The sequence below is a fragment of the Nocardia carnea genome (assembly GCF_029868855.1).
GTDB lineage: Bacteria > Actinomycetota > Actinomycetes > Mycobacteriales > Mycobacteriaceae > Nocardia > Nocardia carnea_A.
The window spans coordinates 1-19,771 of sequence record NZ_JARWOV010000147.1 but is presented as its reverse complement, the minus strand read 5'-3'; the positions used below and the strand labels follow the sequence as shown (position 1 = coordinate 19,771).

The following is a 19,771-nucleotide window of genomic DNA, read 5'->3' as shown; positions in this document are numbered from 1 at the left end:
TCACCGCCGGGCGCACGGGTACCGCGCCCGCGTCCGGTATCTGCGCGCAAACGTGTTCGTGCGCATCCGCCACTACAGCTTCCGGAGGAACTATGCAGATCGGGTACAAGCTGGCCGCCGAAGCGTTCGGTCCCGCCGAACTGGTCCGCCAGGCCGTCCGCGCCGAGGAGGCGGGGTTCGATTTCGTCGAGATGAGCGACCACTATCACCCCTGGCTGGACAATCAGGGACATTCGCCGTTCGCCTGGTCCGTCCTGGGCACCATCGCCGCGGAAACCGAGCGGATCGGCCTGGCCACCGGTGTCACCTGTCCGACCGTGCGGTACCACCCGGCGATCATCGCGCAGGCCGCCGCCACCGTGGCGCTGCTCTCCGACGGCCGGTTCACCCTCGGCGTGGGGGCCGGGGAACGTCTCAACGAACATGTCGTCGGCGAAGGATTCCCGGTCGATGTGGCCGGCCGCCATGCGCTGCTGCGGGAAGCCCTGGAGATCATCCGGCTGCTGTGGCAGGGCGGATACCAGTCCTACGACGGCCGCCACCTGAAGCTTTCCGATGCGCGCGTTTTCGACCTACCCGACGAGCCGCCGGTGATCGCGGTCGCCGCCGGGGGCACCCAGGCCGCCGAGATCGCCGGTGAACTGGGTGACGGCCTGTTCGCCACCGAACCGAAGCCGGAACTCGTCTCCGGCTATCGCGAGGCGGGCGGGGACGGACCGCGCTACGCCGAAGTCCCGATGGCCTGGGCACCCGACGAAAAGACCGCGGCCCGCGCCGCCCACGAAACCTCACGCTGGGCGATGACAGGCTGGAAGGTGATGAGCGAACTGCCCAATCCGGTGAACTTCGCGGCCGCGTCCGACACCGTGCGGGAGCAGGACATCCTGGAGAAGTTCGCCTGCGGCCCGGATCCGCAGCGCTACCTCGAGGTCGCACAGCCGTTCGTGGACGCCGGATTCGATCATCTCGTCATGCAGAACGCCGGCCCCGACCCCGACGGTTTCATGGATTTCTTCCGCGCCGAACTCGACGAACCGCTCCGCAAACTGACCGCGCCGGCAAGCTGAGACCCGGCTGAACGGCGTTTCCGGCCCGGCCGCAGATCGATTCCGGGCTCCGCGATTCGATCCGGCCGCGCCGGGTACGCGCCCCCACGTGACTGGCATGAGTATCAGAGAAGTAGCGCAACGACCCGGCCCGTTCGCCTCGCTGTACATCGACGCCGAGCACGACACCGAGGACGCCGCGCAGCAGCGCACGCTGCGGTGGCGGGCCCTCGCCGACCGACTCGAGGCAGCGGGCGCAACGGAACGCATGATCGAATCGCTGGCGGCGGCGGTCACCGGCAGCCCACCCGAACCGGGCCGTGCCGGACGCGTACTGATCGCCGACTCCGAACGAGTGCTGATCGACCGGCCGCTGCCCCGGCCGGTCCAGCCGGAGATCGTCCGGGTCTCGCCGTTGCCGTATCTGCTGCCGCTCATCGAATGCGAAACCGAGGAGGTCCCGCACACGGTGGCAGTGGTGGACAAGGTGGGTTCGGAACTGTACGGCGTCGACGACGAGGGCAATGTGGTCGGTGAGACCGTCGAAGGCGAGGGGCACCCGGTGCACAAGGTCCGCCACGGCGGCGGCTGGTCGCATCTGTCGATGCAGCGGCGGGTGGAGGAAACCGTCCGGCGCAACGCCGACGATATCGCCGCGGAACTGAAACGCCTGACCGAACGGATCCAGGCGCGGATCGTGGTACTGGCCGGTGATGTCACCGCCCGTGCCGAGGTCCGCCGGGCCCTCGGCACGGTGTCGGCGCGGGTCGTGGAGGTCGAATCCGGTGGCCGGGCCGCCGGCACCGATACCGGCAGATTCGACGCCGAAGTGCGTGAGCTCGTCACCGCCGAGGCCCGGCGGGTGCGCGAGGAAGCGGTCGCGCGATTCGATCAGGCCCGCGGGCGCGACGACGGACCCGCCGTCGCCGGACTCTCCGCGACCGTTTCGGCCCTGCTGGCGGCCAACACCGAGAATCTGCTGATCAACCCCGCGGCCCTCGGCGACCGCACAGTACAGCTGGACCCCGAACCCGTCCGCGATCCGGCCGCGCTCGGCGCCCTTTCCGAAACATCCGCGCACACCTGCCGGGCCGACGAAGCACTACCGGTGGGTGTCCTCGTGCGCGGCGGAACAATCACCCCGGTCGACGCGGAGGCTGCCCCCAGCGAGGGTGTCGGCGCCCTGCTGCGGCATACCTGAACGCCGCTCGAGGCAGGAGGACACGATGGAACGAGGAAGTAGTAAGCACGGCCCGGTCCGCGACAACGAACTGGCCCATGAAATGGAGGGCACGCTCCGCGGTAACCGCTCCAGCCGGGCCGAGGAATGGCACGATCCCGAACCGCCCGCGGACGACGACGAGCTGGTCAACGAGCGTATCGATCGGACCGAGCGCCCCACGACCGACGAGGGATAACGACATTCGCTCCGGTTCCGCATCGCTTCGGAGCGATGCGGGACCGGAGCGCGATCGCAGTGCGCAGGCGCGAATCGGCAGCGGCCCCAGGACAACCGCGAACGGAAGGGCTGCGTTCCGCGAGGGTGTCCGCGGCCCTCTTGCGGTCGCCGTCGCGCACGGTTTCACCGGTGCGGCAACCCGTGAGCTCTGCGGTATCCGATGCTCATCTGTGCGCCGATGATCTCGAGCGGCGGCTGGTTTCCACCGCCCGTGGTGGTCGGCGGCAGAGCGTCCGCGACTTCGCGTCCGCTCGCGCCGGGCGCCTGTTACTTCACTCCGGGGCGGTGGATTGCGCGATATCGATGACGCCGAACGCCTCCCCCTGCGGCGCGGCCAGCACTCCCATCCGTCCGAACGGGCTGTCCTGGGCCCCCATCAGCACGGATGCGCCGAGGCCGGTGGCACTGTTCAGCGTCGCGTCGGTATCGGAGACCTGGAACCACGCCAGCCAGTGCGGCGGACCGGCGTCCGGGGTTCGGGTGGAATCATTGAACCCACCGACCGGATCTCCGCCCGGCTCCAAGGCGAAGGTCGCATAGACCATGTTCTCCCCGTCACCGACCTCGGTGAAATGCCAGCCGAACACGGTCGAATAGAAGTTCTGGGCCTGTTCGTAGCCGGCGGTGTGCAGTTCGTTCCAGCAGTAGGCGCCGGGTTCGTTGTAGATCCCGGCGCCGAAATGCTTCCGGGCCTGCCAGACCCCGAACACCGCCCCGGTCGGGTCGGCGGCGACGAGCATCCGCCCGATATCCATCACGTCGAACGGCGGCGCCAGCACCGTTCCACCCGCGGCGGAGACCGCGGCCGCTGTGGCGTCGGCGTCGTCGCTCGCCAGATACGTCGTCCACGTCGATCGCATCACCTGCCCGGGCGGTTTCGGCCCGATACCGGCCGCCGACCGGCCCTGCACCATCGCCATCAGATATCCACCGGCTTCGGGTGCGGTCCCGGCGACCTCCCACCCGAACAGCGCACCGTAGAAGTCGCGGGCGCGGCCCGGATCGTCGACCTGGCAGTCGACCCAGCACGGAGTGCCGGCGGGCCAGGGGGTTTCACGTATCGGCATATCGTGTCCTCCGTCGATCGGTTCACACGAGTCGGAATGCGCGCCGGCCGCTCCGGCCGGCGGTTGCCCCAGCGCAATATGGGACGCCCAGCGCGTACAGAAACCACTATGTGCGGATTTCACCGATTCGGGCACCCACGGTACGCCGGAACTACCTGAGGTCCGGCTCCCGCAACACCGGAAACCCGGGAAAGGTGCGCCGGCCGGGCGGGTAGGCCCAGGACGGAACCGGCCGGTGTCTGCCGACCGGCCCCTCAGCTGATCCGAAGGTTTGGCCGGTAGTTCGATATCCAGCACCGGATGGCCGGGCAACTACAGGAAACGTTCCCCGGCGAACTCGACGACACCGGCGCCGCGATCCTGGTGGGCGCATTCGCCGGCGCCGGGATGGCAGCCTTGCACGCGACCATCGCCGCCGATACTCCACTCGAACCGGCAATCCGCGCGGCGATCACCGAAGTAGCGCGCCGATTCCGGGACTGACCCACCTCCCCGCCGGGCATCACATGGCGGCGGGTCATACATGCCGGAGAGTGCGCGCGCCCGATGGCCGGCCCGCGCCGATCACAGGCCGGCGTATACCGTTCTCGCTGATCAGCACCCTCGAGTGATACCACCCGGGGAACCGATCGACGACCGCAGCTCGTTGCGCGACCCGGTCCGGACAGGCCCGATCGGTTGCTTATATTGTGAGTCTCTGCTCATAATATGAGCCTGCTGTGGCCTGAGTCACGGCGTACTGCCCACGTGTGGCGTGGGGACAGCACTCACCCGAGTGCGACTCGATGGGAACAAGCACATGTCAGACCTTGCAACGATGCTCAACACCGCGGCGGCGATCCTCGCCGTCGTCGTGCTGATCACCCGGTTCAAAATCAATCCCGCGGTATCGCTGGTGATCGGCGCGGCCTACCTGGGCCTCACCTCGGGCCTGGGCGTCACGAAAACCGTGGAGACCATCAGTACCGGCTTCGGCGACATCATGGCCGAGGTGGGCCTGCTGGTCGCCTTCGGTGTGCTGATGGGCGCGATGCTGCAGGAAACGGGCGCGATCCAGCGCCTGGTCGGGGCGCTGGTCCGGCTGCTGGGCGCCGACCGGATGCCGTATGCGATGTCGCTGACACTCGCGACCTTCCTGCAGTCGATCTACCTCGACGTGCTCATGGTGATCTCGGCCCCGCTGGCCCGCAGCACCGCCGCCAAGATCGAGAAGAAGGGCACCGCCAAGATGGCGACAGCCCTGGCGATCGGCGGGGAATGCGGCATCGTGCTGACGGTGCCGGGTGTCGGGGCGCTGGCACTGGCCGGGCTGCTGGGTGTGCCGCTGGGCAAAATGCTGCTCTTCGGGCTCGTTCTGGTGATCCCGACCGTGGCGATCGCGGTGGCGGTGATGTGTTTCCTGTTCGACCGCGGCTGGTGGGACGAGGAGCGCGACGAGCAGCAGATCCCGGTCGAGCCGGACTCCGCCGGCGACCAGGAGCCCGATTCCGTGTCGGGCGGTGTGGCCACCAAGACCGCGGCCGAGACCCGCACCGAGACTCCCCTGCCGCTGCTGTTCGCGCCGCTGTGCACCGCGCTGGTGCTCATCGCGGTCGGCGCGATCCTCGATGTCGCCGAGGTGCACAACCCGGTGATCGAATTCCTGTCGACCCCGGTTATCGCCCTGCTGATCGGCCTGGTCGGTACCAGTCTCGTCGGCCGCCGCGCCGTCGGCGTCGAACGCGTCCAGCAGTCGATCGCCACCGGGTTCCGGGAAAGCGGCCAGATCCTCATTCTCACCGGTGTCGGTGGTTCGCTGGCCGCCACCATCTCCGCCATCGGGCTCGGCGATATCCTCGGCGAATACTTCACCGCGAGCACCGCCGCTCCGCTGCTCATGGTGTGGGTGATCGCCGCCGTCCTGCATATCGCGGTCGGCTCGGTGACGATCTCGGCGATCACCGCCGCCGGTATCCTCGCCCCGGTCGCGCCCGCGCTCGGTATCGATCCGGTGCTCATCGCGCTGGCCGCCGGCGCCGGTTCGCTGTTCGCTGTGCACGTCACCAGCAATACTTTCTGGCTGCTGCAGTCCCTGATGGGCCAGACCACCCGCGGCACCCTGAAATCCTGCTCGGTCGGTGTCTCGGTCGCCTCGGTAGTGGCGATCCTGCTCATCATGCCGCTGAGCCTGGTTCTCTGACCCGCAACGATAGGAAGATATGAGCAACGAGGCTGTTCGCCCGCTGGCCGGTATCCGCGTCCTCGAACTGGGCAACTACATCGCCGCACCGACCGCCGGCCGGATGCTCGCCGATTTCGGCGCCGAGGTGATCAAGGTCGAACGGCCGGTCACCGGCGACGAACTGCGCCGGTGGCGGCTCTACGACGGCGATACGTCCATGCTGTATCGCACGATCAATCGCAACAAGAAATCCATTGTGCTGGACCTGAAAACCGAAGCGGGCCGGGCGCTCGTCCTCGACCTGGTCCGCGAATGCGATGTGCTGCTGGAGAACTTCCGGCCCGGGACACTGGAGAGATGGGGACTCGGGCCCGAGGAGTTGCAGCAGGTCAACCCGGATCTGGTGCTCACCCGGATCTCCGCGTACGGCCAGACCGGCCCGCAGTCCGCGCGCCCCGGTTTCGCCGCCGTGGCCGAAGCGGTCGGCGGCCTGCGTGAACTGGTCGGCGACCCCGACCGGCCGCCGGTACGCACCGGTGTGTCCATCGGTGATTCCATCGCCGGAATCTACGCCGCGTTCGGCACCGTGATGGCGCTGTTCCAGCGAGCCCGCAGCACCGCCCCGATCCCGCTGCCGGAACGCATCATCGATGTCGCGCTCAACGAATCGATCCTGTCGGTGATGGAATCGCTGGTCCCCGACTACCTCGCCTACGGAGTCGAGCGGCAGCGGGTGGGCGGCCGGATGGAAGGTATCGCGCCGTCCAACGCCTATCCCTGCAGTGACGGCTACAGCATCATCATCGCGGGCAACGGTGACGGAATTTTCCAGCGCTATATGGAGATCATCGAACGCCCGGACCTCGCCGCCGACCCCGGCCTGCGCGACAACGCCGGACGCTGGGCCCGCCGCGAGGAACTCGATGCGGCGATCTCTGCCTGGACCGTGCGGCACACCCGCGAAGAAGCCTTGAAAATCCTGGAGGAGGCCGGTGTCCCGTCGGGACCGATCTACACGGCAGCCGATATCTGCGCCGACGAGCAGTACGCCGCCCGGAACATGATCCAGCAGTTCCCGGTGGACACCGGCGCGGCCGAACCCGCCACCGTCGGCTTCCCCGGCATCGTCCCGGTGATCGGCGGGGCTTCCTTGCCGATCCGTACAATCGGACCCGATCTGGGCGAGCACACGCGCGAGGTACTCGCATCGGTGCTCCGCCTCACCGACGACGAAATAGACGCCGTCACCGGCACGGCCGAGACAGGGGTTGCGGTATGACCTTCACCTACACACCGGCCGCCCGATTGCGCGATGTCACGCTGCGCGACGGTTTGCAGCTCACCGGAAAACTGCTGTCGACCGAGCGGAAGGTGGAGATCGCCCGCGAACTGCTCGCCCTGGGCGTCCCAGAACTCGAAATCGGTTCCATGGCGCGCCCCGACCTCGTACCGCCACTGGCCAATACGCTCGAGGTCATCGCCGAGCTGACACCGGAGGAACTCGCCAAATGCTGGGTCTGGGTGGCCACGCCCCGGCATATCGAGAAGGCTGCCGCCGCGGGGGCGCGTAACTTCCAATACTGTTTTTCCGCGTCGGATTCGCACAACCAGGCAAATATCGGACGCAGCACCGAGGACAGTGTGGCCGCCATGCCACGGGCCGTGGAGCTCACCCGGGAGTTCGGCGGCACCATCCAGCTCTGTATCGCGACCTCGTTCACCTGCCCGTTCGAGGGCGTGGTCGATCCGGAGCGCGTACTGGGTATCGCCGCCGACCCACGCACCGACGGCGCCGCCGATATCGTCATCTGCGATACCCTCGGCCAGGCCGTACCGGCGCAGGTCCGGCAACTCGTCCGGGCGGTCGGCACCACCACCCCGGACCGCCGGATCGTCTTCCACGGTCACGACACGTGGGGTCTGGGCGTGGCCAATACGCTGGCGGCCATCGATGCGGGCGCGGGCCTGGTCGACGGTTGCCTGGGCGGTCTCGGCGGCTGCCCGTTCGCGCCCGGCGCCAGCGGTAACACCGCCAGCGAGGACATCCTGTTCGCCACCCGCCCGGACTGGCTCACCCCGGACATCCTGGCGCGGATGGTGGATATCAGTGAGCGGATGCTCGCCGAACTCGGCGAACCCAACCGTTCCAAAACCGCCCAGGGCGCGCGTTCGGAAGCACGCGCCTTCGAATGGGTGATCGCGTGACGGCCACCGATTTCCTCGTCACCACACCACTGCCCGATCCCGGTATGGGCCTGCTCGAAGCGGCCGGAACGGTGACGCTTGCCGAAAACGGCATGACCCAGGCCGAATTGGCGGACGCGTGCGCCTCGGGCAACTACCGGGTGGTGGTGGCGCAGTTACGCGACCAGTTCGACGCATCCCTGCTCGACCGCGCGAAAATCGCCGGGATCAGCAATTTCGCGGTGGGCTACAACAATATCGACATCACGGCGGCCACGGCGAACTCCATCGTCGTCGGCAACACCCCCGGGGTGCTGACCGACGCCACCGCGGATATCGCCGTACTGCTGATGCTGGCGGTCGCGCGCAGATGTGTCGAGGCCGACGCGTTCGTCCGCGCCGGGAAATTCCACGGCTGGGAGCCGGAACTGCTCCTGGGCCACGACGTGAGCGGAAAAACGCTGGGCTTGGCCGGATTCGGCCGGATCGCCCGGGCCACGGCCCGGCGGGCCCTCGCGTTCGGGATGACGGTCGCGTTCTGCCCGCGCCCACCGGGCGATCGCGAGGTGAGCGAGGAGGAACTGGGTGAATTCGCCGGCCGGGTGCGGCATATCGGCTGGCCGGAACTCGTCGCGACCAGCGACTACCTTTCCTTGCACGTACCGCTGAACGAGCAGACCCGCCACCTCGTCGACGCCGGCGTCCTGAACGCGATGAAACCCTCGGCGATCCTGATCAACACCGCCCGCGGGCCGATCGTCGACGAGCAGGCGCTGGTGACGGCCCTGCGGGACGGGACCATCGCGGGCGCCGGACTCGATGTCTTCGAGGACGAACCGCGACTGGCACCCGGGCTGGCCGAACTGCCGAATACGGTGCTGCTCCCGCATGTCGGCAGTGCCACCGTTCCGGTGCGCGCCGAAATGGCCCGCCGCTGTGCGGAGAACGCGATCGCGATGGCCCGCGGCGAGTTACCGCCGTATCCGGTCAACCCGGAGGCACTCGTCCGCTGAAACCGACCGGCCACCGCCGCGGGTGCACATGGTCGGCCGCCGCGTCGTACCGGGCGCGGTTCGGCCGCTCACGCCGGGATCCGGCCCCCTAGGGTGCGGGTGACCTGCTCGGCGTAGCCGACGAGCAGGTCCACCCACTCCTCGCAGCGCTCGCGCGGCATCCGGATCGTCGGACCGCTGATCGTCAATGCCGCCACCACTTTTCCGGCCGCATCGAATATCGGCGCCGACAGCCCGGACGCCGAATCCTCGCGTTCGCCGGCGCTGATCGCGTAGCCGTCGGCCTTCGCCTGCGCGATGAGCGTACGGAGTTCCGCGGGGCTCGTAACTGTGCCTTCGGTGAGCGGTTCCAGCGGCGCGGACAGTACCTGCTGGGCGAGGTCCGGATTCCAGGCCAGTAGTATCCGGCCCGCCGATCCGGCGTAGAGCGGGATGATCTTTCCCACGTACATGTCCCGGCGAAGTGCGTGCCGGGTCTCGGCGATCGCGACGCATACCCGGAAACCGTGTTCGGCCCGGAACACACAGGCCGTCTCCCCGGTCTCGTCCCGGATCTCGCGCAGAACCGGGTCGACGATCGACAGCAGATCCAGTCCTTTCACCGCCGTCGCCGCCCAATAACTCATGCGCAACCCGATCCGGATCTGATCACCCGCCCGGTCCAGCAGCCCCTGCGCGACCATATTCGTGACCAGCCGCTGCACCGTGGAGGTGGGAAAGCCGGTGGCCTGCTGGATTTCGCCCAAGGTGAGCGACGGTCGTGCCAGCGAGAAGGCATCGAGTATCTCGGTGATCTTCACCAGCACCAGCAGCGGCTGATGGTTCGCGGCCGCCCCGCCGTCATCCCTGGACATACGCCGAATCTACGCCGCGGTCGCCACCGATCGGATCGCGGCTTTCTAGAGCACGTTCCCGGCGTCGACGACGTGGGTGGTGCCGGTGATGTATTTCGCGGCGTCGGAGACCAGGAACAGCACGGTGTCCGTGATGTCCTCGGGTTCGAGGGCGACGACCGGCAACCGGTTCATCGCCCCGGCGACGGCCTCGAAATCGGCGCGGCCCGGGTTCTCCAGATCGGGACGGAAGAGCCGGTAGGTGGATTCGTTGTAGACCATATCGGTACCCACCGTGCCCGGGTGCACGGTGTTGACCCGGATGCTCTGCGGGGCCAGTTCCTTGGCCAGCACCTTCATCAGGCTCACCAGCCCCGCTTTCGCGGCGGAATAGTGCGCGATGTTCTCCATGGCCACCATCGCGGCCACCGAACTCGTGATGACCACCGACCCGCCATGCCCGGATTCGACGATATGCGGGACCGAAGCCTTCAGGGATTTCCAGACGCCGGTCAGGTTGATATCGATCATCTCCTGCCAGGTGTCCTCGCTCATGCCCAGTGTCGGTGCCGGACTGGAGATTCCGGCGTTGGCGACCACGATATCGAGACGGCCCGATGTCTTGACGCCTTCGTCGACGGCGGCGGCCAGCGCGGCGTAGTTCCGGACATCGGCATCCCGGGCGACGATCCGGCGGCCGTGGGATTCGACCAGCCGGACCGTCTCGGCGAGATCCGCGGCGGTAGCCAGCGGGTACTGCACACTTTTCGCGGGTGCGGTGGTGTCGACGGCGATGATGTCCGCGCCCTCCCGGGCGAACCGCACCGCGTGGCTCCTCCCCTGACCCCGGCCCGCACCGGTGATGAAAGCGACCTTGCCGTCCAGTGTGCCCATGGCCATCTCCGTCACTGTCGATCCGGCTACCGCCGAAAGAATATGACGCGCAGTGCCGAAAATGTGCGGGAACGGAGACGATCAGACTTCGACGAGCGCGCCGTCCGTCTTCGTATCGGCCTCGGTTTCGTCCGGTGCACTGGACCGGTTCGGCAGCAGGACGGCCGTCACGATCACGACCACCGCGAGGGCCGCCGATACCGCGAACGCCCACTGCATCCCGCTCAACTGCGCCGATACCGCGTCGACACCGGTATCTTCCAGCGTCCCGGCCCGGGTGGCCATGACCGTCACCACCAGGGCGGTCCCCAGCGCGGCGGCGACCTGCTGCAGTGTGCCCAGCATCGAGCTGCCGTGCGAGTACAGGTCCTCGGGCAGCGCACCCAGTGCCAGCGTGAACACCGGAGTGAAGGCCGCGGCCAGCCCGATCATGAGCAGGACGTGCAGTGCGAGCAGCTGCCAGTACGGTGTATCGATCGCGACCCGGGTGAAACCGGCCAGCGCGACGGTGATCGCGATCGACCCCGGGATCACGAGCGGGCGGCCGCCGAAACGGTCGAACAGCCGGCCGATCACCGGCCCCAGCAGACCCATCGCGAGCCCGCCCGGCATCACGAGCAGGCCGGTGAGCAGCGGGGAGAGTTCGCGCAGGTTCTGCAGGTAGAGCGGCAGCAGCATCATCGACCCGAGCATGGCCAGGAACGCCACCGCCATGAGCACCAAACCCTTGGCGTAGGTGGCCGAGCGCAGGACACGCAGATCCAGCAGCGGGGTGCCGGTGCGCTGCAACCACAGCTGGCGTGCCACGAAGAGACCGATGAGGGCGATACCGGCCACGGTGATGAGCGCCGGGGTCGCGATACTGCCCGCCTCGAACCGGCTGAGCCCGTAGACCAGACCGCCGAAGCCCAGCGCCGCGAACACCACGCTGAACCAGTCGATCGCGCCGGTCTCCGGTTCACCGACGTTCTCCAGGCTGCGCAGACCGAACCAGGTCACCACACCCGCGATCGGGAGCACCAGGACGAACAGCCACCGCCACGAGGCGACCTGCAGTACCAGGCCGGAGATCACCGGGCCCATGGCCGGCGCCACCGAGATGGCGAGGGTGACATTGCCCATCACCCGGCCCCGGTCCTGTTCGGGTACCACCGTCATCAGGGTGGTCATCAGCAGCGGCATCATGACCGCGGTCCCGCCCGCCTGCACGATCCGGCCGACCAGCAGGACCCCGAAGGAAGGCGCCACCGCGGACAGCAGCGTTCCGGCGAGGAACACCCCCATGGCGATGGCGTACGCCCGCCGGGTGGTGACCCGCTGGAGAAACCAGCCCGTCACGGGGATGACGGCGGCCATGGTGAGCATGAAGGCGGTGGACACCCACTGCGCGGCCCGTTCGGTGACCTCGAGATCGTTCATCAGGCGCGGGATCGCGTTGATCATGATGGTCTCGTTCAGGATCACCACGAACGTCGCGATCACCAGTAACCGGACCACCGCGGGGGTGCCCCCGCCGGCCCGGCGAACAGAAACTCGAGCGGGCATGGGCTACCTCCGGGATCGCGAGCAGATGATGCGGGCCGGGTGGATCCTCGACGACCACTCCCGGCCACATATGAGATGAGACGAGCACAGCTCAGCTCCCTCATCGGTGACGCACCAGTCTTTCTTACGGCTATGCCCGGGATCAATCGATTTTCCCGCCCCGGTATTCCCGTGCGCCACGGTGACCAGGGTGTTCGTCCACGCTGTCGCGAATCGACCGGACACCGTTGTGAGCGACGTCATGCCGGTAACCGGCTGCCGGCGTCCGGTGCCCGGCCGATGCTGTGTACGGCGCGAGCGGTTGCGGCCGCCCGAGCCGCGAGCCCGGCGATGCCGGTGGTGACGAACGAACCACCGCCGTGCAGGTCACCCACGATGTGGACGCGTGGATCGGCGGGGACGACGCCGCCTTCCGGATGACGCGCGGCCAGGCCGGCGGTCGTCAGGAAGTCGACGAGGGAACGCGCCGCGGCGGGAATCGCCTGCGGGGGCGGATTCACCGCGTTGACGACGATATCGGCGGTATGGCCGCCCGCGGCGTGTTCGATGCGGAATCGGCCCGCGACCGGTTCGACGGCACGAACGCCCCGGATGAGTTCGAGCCGGCCGGTATCCAGCATTCCCAGCACGGTCACAGCGTTGACCGGGACCATCGGCGAGGCGATCGCGGTAGCCGTGCGGAAGTACTTCCGCAGCCGGGCCCTGTCGTCGTCCGGGAGCAGCGGCCACACGATGGATCCCAGTTGATGCGCCGATTCCCGCACGAGCCGCCGGCCGATCCGGGGATCGTCGATCTCCGCGACCTGGCGCCGCAGCCGGGCCACCGGATCCGCACCGGAGTCGAGGAGTTCCGCGGCGAAATCGTCGAAACTCTCGCCGCTGCCGGCCAGTTCGGCTCGTACGAGACCTACGAGATCGGTCAGCCCGACGAAACCCTGTGCACGGTGCAGGCCGGCGATCCGCTCACCGGTCAGATGTGTGGAAACCCGCGGCATGGGGCGTTGCCAGACGTACGGGAGCGTCCCGGTGCGGGACAGCAGCGTGATCGGGCCGGCATGTCCGCGGGCGGCCAGGGATACGGCGATATCGACAGCGGTGAGACCACTCCCGAGCACCGATACGGTGGCCTCCGGCGGGATCTCGTCCAGGGTGCGGGCCAGCGGATACGGATCGTGGATATATCCCGGCCGATCGGCCAGACCGTACAGGTCAGGGGGTGTCCCGCCGCCCACGCACAGCACCAGCCGGCTCGCCCGGTATTCCTGCCCTTCGTCGGTGACCAGGACGATCGCGCCGTCGTGCCCCGTGATACCCGTGACCCGGGCCGGCACCACACCGGTCTCCCAGCCCCGGCCCCGCAGCGCCGCCAGCGCGGCCTCCGCCGAGTCCACCAGGTATTCGCCGTACAGGGCCCGCGGCACCAGCCGCTCACCCAGCCGCGTATCCAGGTATTCCGCGCCCCGCTCGCCCAGCCAGCCGCGGTAGTGGCCGAAATCGCCGCCCCGGATGGACATGAGCTGCGGAATCGCGTTGACCAGCACCGAATCCAGGTCCGATGTGTACGGACGGCCGCGCCACAACCGCGGCGAGGGCTCGAATACGGTGACCGAACCCGGCCGCTCCCCGGCCTCGTCCCCCGCTACAGCCAGTGCGTCCAACAGTGCGACCGCGGCCGAACCGCCGCCGATTATCGCGATATTCATGATGTCCTCTCCGATCGACTGCCTTCGACCTTCGCCGGGGTGGCGACCCGGAACCATCCCGCGCGCACGGGGTGCGCGCGGCTATCGACCCCCTCGAACGAGGGGTTGGCGGCGGGCCTCGCACCCGGCAGGCTGGACCGCGAAGGAGCGTCGATGAATCAGTTACACGAACCCGTCCTGACCGCCGCCGGCCGAGCCGTCGACAGCATGGACTTCTTCGGCCGGGTATCGGCCGGTATCCGCCGGCTCGTACCGTTCGATTCGGCCGTCTGGACATCGGCCGATCCGGAAACCGGACTGATCACCGCGCCGATGCTGGTGCAGAATCTCGGTTCGGGTGAGGGCTGCGCCGCGTACTGGGAGAGCGAACTGCTCGAGGAGAACATCGTGCCCTTCCGGGATTTGGCGCGCGCCGTCGTCCCCGCCGCCGGGTTGCGCGCGGTCACCGGCGACCTACCGGCCCGCAGCGCGCGTTTCCGGCGGCTGTTCGCCGGGCAGGGCATCCACGACGAGCTGCGGGTGGCGCTGCGCATCGGCGACCGGCCGTGGGGACTGGTGAGCCTGTTCCGCGCCACCGCCGCCTTCACCGCGGCGGAGGTGAGCCTGCTCGCCGATCTCGCACAGCCGCTGGCCGCGCGATTGCGCGGTTTCGCCAGGCCCGTCCCGTCGGCGACGCATACCGAGGCACCCGCGCCCGGTCTGATCCTGTTCGACGAGACAGGGACCGCCGTTGCGATCAATGCCGAGGCCAGGCAGCACATCGCGCTGTTGCCGCCGGGGCCGTCCGTTGCCACCGGTCTCGGGCTGGATCTCCCGATCTGGTTGCTGGGCACCGTACTCCAGGCCCGGGCCCGCGCGACCGGGCTCGATCACGGCAACGCGCGGCTGCGGATCCGAAACATCGAGGGCCGCTGGCTGTGCTGCCACGCTTCGGATCTCACCGGTACGGGCGGCCGGCCCGGCCCGGTCGCACTGATCATCGAACCGGCGACACCGGCCGACCTCGCGGTGCTGATCGCCGAAGCGCACGGGCTCACCTCCCGGGAACTCCAGATCACCCAGCTCATCGTGCGGGGCCTGACCACCGGCGAGATCGCCGGCACGCTGTTCCTGTCACCGCATACCGTCCGCGATCACATCAAGTCGGTCTTCGCGAAGGTCGAGGTCGGTAGCCGGGGAGAATTGGTCGCCCGATTGTTCACCGAGCACTACTGGCCGGCTCTGCCGGACCCGGTTCGCATCTCCGAGCCCGGGAACCCACCGGCGCATGTCCGGGCAGCGGGGTCACCGAACGCCGCACACGCTCCCCGCACCGACCCCCGCCGATGAATTCCGGCCGAGGTGCGCCACTCGCTGCGGCGGGTCAGTCGACGCCCAGCCGCTGCGCCGCGATATCCAGGTCCTTGTCGCCCCGGCCGGAGAGACACAGCAACACCACCGAATCGGCCGCCAGTTCCCCTTGTTCGGCCAGGTGCATGAGATAACCCACCGCGTGGGCGGACTCCAGGGCGGCGATGATGCCCTCGCTGTGGGCGAGCACCTGGAGGCCACGCAGCGCCAGGCTATCGGTCGCGGCCGCGAACTGCACCCGGCCGATTTCCTTGAGATGGCTGAGCTCGGGACCGGCTCCCGGGTAGTCCAGACCGGCCGCCACGCTGTGGGTCGCGGCAATCTGACCGTCGTCGTCCTGCAGCAGATAGCTGAAACTGCCGTCCATCTCGCCCGGAGAACCCGCGCTGAGCGATGCCGCGTGGGCACCGGTTTCCACACCGAGACCGGCGGCCTCCACACCGAGCAGCCGCACCCCGGGGTCCGCGGCGAACGGATGGAAAGTGCCGATCGCATTACTCCCCCCGCCCACACAGGCGAGGACGTGATCGGGCAGTCTGCCCTCGGCGGCGAGGATCTGGGCGCGGGCCTCGACGCCGATGACCGTCTGGAAATCGCGCACGATCCGGGGATAGGGCGCCGGGCCGGCGGCCGTGCCGAACAAGTAGTGGGTGGTGTCCACATGAGCGACCCAATCGCGGACCGATTCGCTGATCGCTTCCTTCAGTCGGCGGTTACCCGCCGCCACCGCCCGCACCTCGGCGCCGAGCAGCCGCATCCGCACCACATTGGGCCGCTGCCGTTCCATATCGTCGGCGCCCATATAGATGGTGCAGGCAAGTTCCAGCATCGCGCAGACCGTCGCCACCGCGACCCCATGCTGTCCCGCCCCGGTTTCGGCGACAACGCGGCGTTTGCCCATCCGCTTGGCCAGCAGCGCCTGCCCGAGGGCGTTGTTGATCTTGTGCGATCCGGTATGGGCGGTATCTTCCCGTTTGAGATAGACCTTCGCACCCGGTACTCCGAGATGCCTGGCAAACCGCGGCACCTGATGCAGCAGGGTCGGCCGGCCGGCCCGCATGCGGAGCAGTTCGGTGAGCTCCCCGGTGAATTCGGTATCCGCCCGAGCCTGCTCGTAAGCGCTGTTGAGTTCGATCAGTGCGGCCATGAGACCTTCGGGAACGTATCTTCCACCGAATCTGCCGAAGCGACCGTGTGCATCCGGGAGGTCGTCGTACTGCTGCGAACTCTGATCCAACCCGTGACCGACGACCATCCACTACCCGCGCTTTCCGATTCCAGCTACAGGGAGGAATTCTCGGCGGTCGGCGCGAGCGCTGGGTCACCTCCCGGCAACGGATTGGTTAACAGTACAAAAGGTGTCGGCGGTGCGGATTCCCGTGGCCGGGAAGTATTCAGCAGGGTCGCGTTCGGCACAGGGCGCGGTGTGGATCCATGGGTTTCCGGCACCTTTCCCACGGACCCGGCCCAACCGGCACGACATCCATTGTAGGATTGTCGACAATCCAGCCCCGGGCCTCCGGGGCCGACAGGGAGGAACCGACGCCGTGCTCACCGAAGACACTCGCACCGCCGCCGAACACGCCGCCATCGATTCCGTACCCAAGGGGCTTTTCATCGGAGGTCAGTGGCGTACGACCACGGCGACCATGCCGGTGATCGATCCTGCCACCGGTACGCAGCTGTGCACGGTTGCCGACGCCACACCGGAAGACGGTACGGCCGCACTCGACGCCGCAGCGGCCGCGCAGGCCGCCTGGGCCCGGACACCCGCCCGGGAACGCAGCGAAATACTCATGCGCGCCCACCGCCTCCTGCTCGACGACGCCGATCGCCTGGCCCTCGTCGCCACCCTCGAAATGGGCAAACCGCTCGCGGAGGCCCGCGGCGAAATCGCCTATGCCGCCGAGTTCTTCCGCTGGTTCGCCGAGGAAGCCGTCCGCCTCGACGGCGGTTATATGCCCGCACCCGGCGGCGGTTCCCGATTCCTGGTCACCAAACAACCCGTCGGTCCCAGCCTGCTCATCACACCGTGGAACTTCCCGATAGCCATGGGCGCCCGCAAAATCGGTCCGGCACTCGCCGCCGGCTGCACCTGTGTGGTCAAACCCGCCGAGCAGACCCCGCTGTGCACGCTGGCGCTGGCCGAGATACTGCGAACCGCGGGCGTGCCGTCGGGGGTCGTGAATATCGTGACCACGTCGGACCCGGGCCGGCTGATGGGCCCGCTGATCAGTGATCCGCGTTCGCGCAAACTGTCCTTCACCGGGTCGACGGCGGTCGGCAAACTGCTGCTCGAACAATGTGCGCGCACCGTGATGCGCACCTCGATGGAACTCGGTGGCAACGCACCCTTCCTGGTTTTCGACGACGCGGATCTGGACGCGGCCGTCGACGGCGCCCTCGCCGCGAAGATGCGCAATATCGGACAGGCCTGTACGGCGGCCAACCGGTTCTTCGTCCAGCGCCATATCGCCACCGATTTCGCCGAACGGCTCACCGCGCGAATGGCCGAGCTGCCACTGGGCCCCGGTATCGAACCGGGTGTCGTGGTGGGACCGCTGATCGATGCCGATGCCGTGGCCAAGGTGACCGAACTCGTCGCCGATGCCCGCGCCCGCGGCGCCCGGGTGCTGCTCGGAGGTGAGCCCGTGGCGGGCCCCGGGAACTTCTATCCGGCCACCGTTCTCGCCGATGTGCCCGACGACGCACTGATCTGCCACACCGAAGTCTTCGGGCCGGTCGCCTGCCTCACCACCTTCGATACCGAGGACGAGGCGCTGGACCGGGCCAACGACACCCCCTACGGTCTGGTGGGTTATGTCTACACCGAGAACCTGCGCCGCGGGCTGCGGGTATCAGAGGCCCTGGACACCGGAATGGTCGGCTTGAACCAGGGTGTGGTGTCCAATCCCGCCGCACCGTTCGGTGGGGTGAAAGAATCCGGGCTCGGCCGCGAAGGCGGCCTGGTCGGTATCGACGAATTCCTCGAGATCAAATACATCGGAGTGCCCCTGTGAGTTCCTACCGGATCGCGACCATCCCCGGCGACGGTATCGGCGTCGACGTCACGGCCGAGGCGGTGAAGGTCATCGACCGGGTGCTGCCCGGAATCGAGTGGACCGAATTCGACTGGTCCTGCGAGAACTACCTGCGCACCGGCGCGATGATGCCGGCGGACGGCCCCGAGCAGCTCGCGGGATTCGATGCCATCCTGCTGGGCGCGGTGGGCTTTCCCGGGGTCCCGGACCACATCTCCCTCTGGGGGTTGCTGATCCCGCTGCGGCGGGCGTTCGGGCAGTTCGTGAATCTGCGCCCGGTCCGGCTGCTGCCCGGGACCACCTCCGCCCTGCGCGACCGCGACGCCGGCGATCTCGACCTGCTCATCGTGCGGGAGAACTCGGAAGGCGAGTACTCCGAGATCGGCGGCCGCCACAACCCGGGCCGCCCCGACGAATTCGTCCTCCAGGAGTCGGTGTTCACCCGCGTCGGCTGCGAACGGATCATCCGCTACGCCTTCGAACGGGCGAGCGAGCGCACGGGCCGGTTGTGCTCGGCGACCAAATCGAACGGCCTGATCCATTCCATGCCGTACTGGGACGAGATCTTCGACCGGATCGCCGCCGACTATCCGGCGGTGCAGACCCGCCAGATGCACGTGGACGCGCTCGCCGCCGAAATCGTGCTGCACCCCGACCGGCTGGATGTGATCGTCGGCTCGAACCTGTTCGGTGACATCCTCTCCGACCTGGCTGCCGCCGTCACCGGCGGACTCGGCCTCGCGCCGTCGGGCAATATCAACCCAGGCCGCGAAGCGCCCTCCATGTTCGAGGCCGTCCACGGCAGCGCCCCGGATATCGCCGGGCAGGGTATCGCCAACCCGGTCGCACAGATCCTCGCGGCCGCCATGCTGCTCGACCACCTCGGCGAGCACACCGCTGCCGCGGCCGTGGACCGCGCCGTCACCGATGTCCTCGGCAACAACGGCCCGCGCACCCCCGATCTCGGTGGCACCGCCACCACCACCGAGGTCGGCACCGCGATCGCCGACCGGGCCTCGGCGCTGCTCCCGGCCGGCTGACGCAACGGATCCGGTGCCGGCGTCGACGGGGCCGCCCGCCCGGAGCCTGGTTCACCGCCCGCGGGCACTCGGCACCAGGGCTGCGGTGACCGGTGCGCCGAAACCACAGCCTCTCCCAGCTCGCACCGACCGGCGCGGGCCGGGTGGTTGCGCTTCGCGGGACCCGGGGGCCACGCCGCGCGGTAGGCCGGGTTCTGCGACTGTGGCTCGGAGACGGCCGCCGATAGGGTTACGGCCATGAACGCCTCCAGGATCCGAGCTGTCGCCGATTCGCCGAAACACGGCAGAGACCGGGACCGCCGCCCCCGGGCGGGGCGCCCCCCCCCCCGCCCGCAACTCAAGTGATAAGTTGTGTAAAATGCATCAAAGAAAAGCAGGGAAGCAAATGAATCAGAAAAAAAAAAAACAACAAGAGCCACAAAAACCAAAAACACA

17 protein-coding genes are annotated in these 19,771 nt (G+C 68.3%); 11 read left to right on the top strand and 6 right to left on the bottom strand.

Annotated features, from left to right (window positions below; translation table 11 throughout):
• The first annotated feature begins 92 nt into the window (after positions 1-92).
• The 3 genes from QH195_RS13825 to QH195_RS13815 all read left to right on the top strand — a co-directional run bounded on the left by QH195_RS13825 (position 93) and on the right by QH195_RS13815 (position 2,464).
• Positions 93-1,067: a TIGR03557 family F420-dependent LLM class oxidoreductase gene (locus QH195_RS13825; RefSeq protein ID WP_280421463.1), complete on the top strand. Its 975-nt coding sequence runs from the start codon at positions 93-95 to the stop codon at positions 1,065-1,067.
• A gap of 97 nt (positions 1,068-1,164) precedes the next feature.
• Positions 1,165-2,247, top strand: coding sequence for a Vms1/Ankzf1 family peptidyl-tRNA hydrolase (locus QH195_RS13820; protein ID WP_280435654.1), 1,083 nt, complete (start codon positions 1,165-1,167; stop codon positions 2,245-2,247).
• A 25-nt stretch (positions 2,248-2,272) separates the two neighbouring features.
• Positions 2,273-2,464 (top strand): hypothetical protein, encoded by a 192-nt coding sequence (locus QH195_RS13815; RefSeq protein ID WP_280435653.1) that lies wholly within the window; start codon positions 2,273-2,275, stop codon positions 2,462-2,464.
• 313 nt (positions 2,465-2,777) lie between these two features.
• Here QH195_RS13815 and QH195_RS13810 read toward each other — a convergent pair whose 3' ends face one another.
• The gene (locus QH195_RS13810) at positions 2,778-3,572 is read right to left on the bottom strand and encodes a VOC family protein (protein ID WP_280435652.1); all 795 of its coding nucleotides are present in this window, start codon (positions 3,570-3,572) and stop codon (positions 2,778-2,780) included.
• Positions 3,573-3,872: 300 nt separating this feature from the next.
• Between QH195_RS13810 and QH195_RS13805 the strand changes: the two genes are divergently transcribed.
• The 5 genes from QH195_RS13805 to QH195_RS13785 all read left to right on the top strand — a co-directional run bounded on the left by QH195_RS13805 (position 3,873) and on the right by QH195_RS13785 (position 8,930).
• Positions 3,873-4,055, top strand: coding sequence for a hypothetical protein (locus tag QH195_RS13805; RefSeq protein WP_280435651.1), 183 nt, complete (start codon positions 3,873-3,875; stop codon positions 4,053-4,055).
• Positions 4,056-4,371: 316 nt separating this feature from the next.
• A complete protein-coding gene (locus QH195_RS13800; RefSeq protein ID WP_280435650.1) occupies positions 4,372-5,751 on the top strand; it encodes a GntP family permease in 1,380 nt (459 codons plus the stop codon).
• 19 nt (positions 5,752-5,770) lie between these two features.
• On the top strand, positions 5,771-7,012 hold the full coding sequence (locus QH195_RS13795; protein ID WP_280435649.1) for a CaiB/BaiF CoA transferase family protein: 1,242 nt from the start codon (positions 5,771-5,773) through the stop codon (positions 7,010-7,012).
• Positions 7,009-7,938: a hydroxymethylglutaryl-CoA lyase gene (locus QH195_RS13790; protein WP_280421456.1), complete on the top strand. Its 930-nt coding sequence runs from the start codon at positions 7,009-7,011 to the stop codon at positions 7,936-7,938. Before QH195_RS13795 ends, QH195_RS13790 begins: the two co-directional genes overlap by 4 nt.
• The gene (locus tag QH195_RS13785; protein ID WP_280435648.1) at positions 7,935-8,930 is read left to right on the top strand and encodes a 2-hydroxyacid dehydrogenase; all 996 of its coding nucleotides are present in this window, start codon (positions 7,935-7,937) and stop codon (positions 8,928-8,930) included. The genes QH195_RS13790 and QH195_RS13785 overlap by 4 nt, the downstream gene beginning before the upstream one ends.
• A gap of 68 nt (positions 8,931-8,998) precedes the next feature.
• Here QH195_RS13785 and QH195_RS13780 read toward each other — a convergent pair whose 3' ends face one another.
• The 4 genes from QH195_RS13780 to QH195_RS13765 form a co-directional block, all read right to left on the bottom strand.
• A complete protein-coding gene (locus tag QH195_RS13780) occupies positions 8,999-9,784 on the bottom strand; it encodes an IclR family transcriptional regulator (protein WP_280435647.1) in 786 nt (261 codons plus the stop codon).
• Between the two features lie 45 nt (positions 9,785-9,829).
• The gene (locus tag QH195_RS13775) at positions 9,830-10,657 is read right to left on the bottom strand and encodes a mycofactocin-coupled SDR family oxidoreductase (RefSeq protein WP_280421453.1); all 828 of its coding nucleotides are present in this window, start codon (positions 10,655-10,657) and stop codon (positions 9,830-9,832) included.
• 81 nt (positions 10,658-10,738) lie between these two features.
• Complete coding sequence (locus QH195_RS13770) at positions 10,739-12,202, bottom strand: MDR family MFS transporter (protein WP_280435646.1); 1,464 nt, start codon at positions 12,200-12,202, stop codon at positions 10,739-10,741.
• 239 nt (positions 12,203-12,441) lie between these two features.
• Positions 12,442-13,905 (bottom strand): FAD/NAD(P)-binding protein, encoded by a 1,464-nt coding sequence (locus QH195_RS13765; protein WP_280435645.1) that lies wholly within the window; start codon positions 13,903-13,905, stop codon positions 12,442-12,444.
• A 153-nt stretch (positions 13,906-14,058) separates the two neighbouring features.
• Between QH195_RS13765 and QH195_RS13760 the strand changes: the two genes are divergently transcribed.
• A complete protein-coding gene (locus QH195_RS13760) occupies positions 14,059-15,234 on the top strand; it encodes a helix-turn-helix transcriptional regulator (RefSeq protein WP_280435644.1) in 1,176 nt (391 codons plus the stop codon).
• A 34-nt stretch (positions 15,235-15,268) separates the two neighbouring features.
• Here the strand turns inward: QH195_RS13760 and trpB are convergent, their stop codons facing one another.
• The gene (gene trpB / locus QH195_RS13755) at positions 15,269-16,510 is read right to left on the bottom strand and encodes a tryptophan synthase subunit beta (RefSeq protein WP_280435643.1); all 1,242 of its coding nucleotides are present in this window, start codon (positions 16,508-16,510) and stop codon (positions 15,269-15,271) included.
• A 334-nt stretch (positions 16,511-16,844) separates the two neighbouring features.
• On the opposite strand from trpB, the gene QH195_RS13750 reads away from it, so the two are divergent.
• Positions 16,845-18,275, top strand: coding sequence for an NAD-dependent succinate-semialdehyde dehydrogenase (locus QH195_RS13750; RefSeq protein ID WP_432278353.1), 1,431 nt, complete (start codon positions 16,845-16,847; stop codon positions 18,273-18,275).
• Positions 18,272-19,336, top strand: coding sequence for a tartrate dehydrogenase (locus QH195_RS13745; protein WP_280435641.1), 1,065 nt, complete (start codon positions 18,272-18,274; stop codon positions 19,334-19,336). Before QH195_RS13750 ends, QH195_RS13745 begins: the two co-directional genes overlap by 4 nt.
• The last annotated feature ends 435 nt before the right edge of the window (positions 19,337-19,771 follow it).

Bases quoted from the DNA above. Each gene is read 5' to 3' on its own strand.
- QH195_RS13825 (WP_280421463.1), top strand. From the start codon at position 93: ATGCAGATCGGGTACAAGCTGGCCGCCGAAGCGTTCGGTCCCGCCGAA.
- QH195_RS13820 (WP_280435654.1), top strand. From the start codon at position 1,165: ATGAGTATCAGAGAAGTAGCGCAACGACCCGGCCCGTTCGCCTCGCTG.
- QH195_RS13815 (WP_280435653.1), top strand. From the start codon at position 2,273: ATGGAACGAGGAAGTAGTAAGCACGGCCCGGTCCGCGACAACGAACTG.
- QH195_RS13810 (WP_280435652.1), bottom strand. From the start codon at position 3,572: ATGCCGATACGTGAAACCCCCTGGCCCGCCGGCACTCCGTGCTGGGTC.
- QH195_RS13805 (WP_280435651.1), top strand. From the start codon at position 3,873: ATGGCCGGGCAACTACAGGAAACGTTCCCCGGCGAACTCGACGACACC.
- QH195_RS13800 (WP_280435650.1), top strand. From the start codon at position 4,372: ATGTCAGACCTTGCAACGATGCTCAACACCGCGGCGGCGATCCTCGCC.
- QH195_RS13795 (WP_280435649.1), top strand. From the start codon at position 5,771: ATGAGCAACGAGGCTGTTCGCCCGCTGGCCGGTATCCGCGTCCTCGAA.
- QH195_RS13790 (WP_280421456.1), top strand. From the start codon at position 7,009: ATGACCTTCACCTACACACCGGCCGCCCGATTGCGCGATGTCACGCTG.
- QH195_RS13780 (WP_280435647.1), bottom strand. From the start codon at position 9,784: ATGTCCAGGGATGACGGCGGGGCGGCCGCGAACCATCAGCCGCTGCTG.
- QH195_RS13775 (WP_280421453.1), bottom strand. From the start codon at position 10,657: ATGGGCACACTGGACGGCAAGGTCGCTTTCATCACCGGTGCGGGCCGG.
- QH195_RS13770 (WP_280435646.1), bottom strand. From the start codon at position 12,202: ATGCCCGCTCGAGTTTCTGTTCGCCGGGCCGGCGGGGGCACCCCCGCG.
- QH195_RS13765 (WP_280435645.1), bottom strand. From the start codon at position 13,905: ATGAATATCGCGATAATCGGCGGCGGTTCGGCCGCGGTCGCACTGTTG.
- QH195_RS13760 (WP_280435644.1), top strand. From the start codon at position 14,059: ATGAATCAGTTACACGAACCCGTCCTGACCGCCGCCGGCCGAGCCGTC.
- trpB (WP_280435643.1), bottom strand. From the start codon at position 16,510: ATGGTCGTCGGTCACGGGTTGGATCAGAGTTCGCAGCAGTACGACGAC.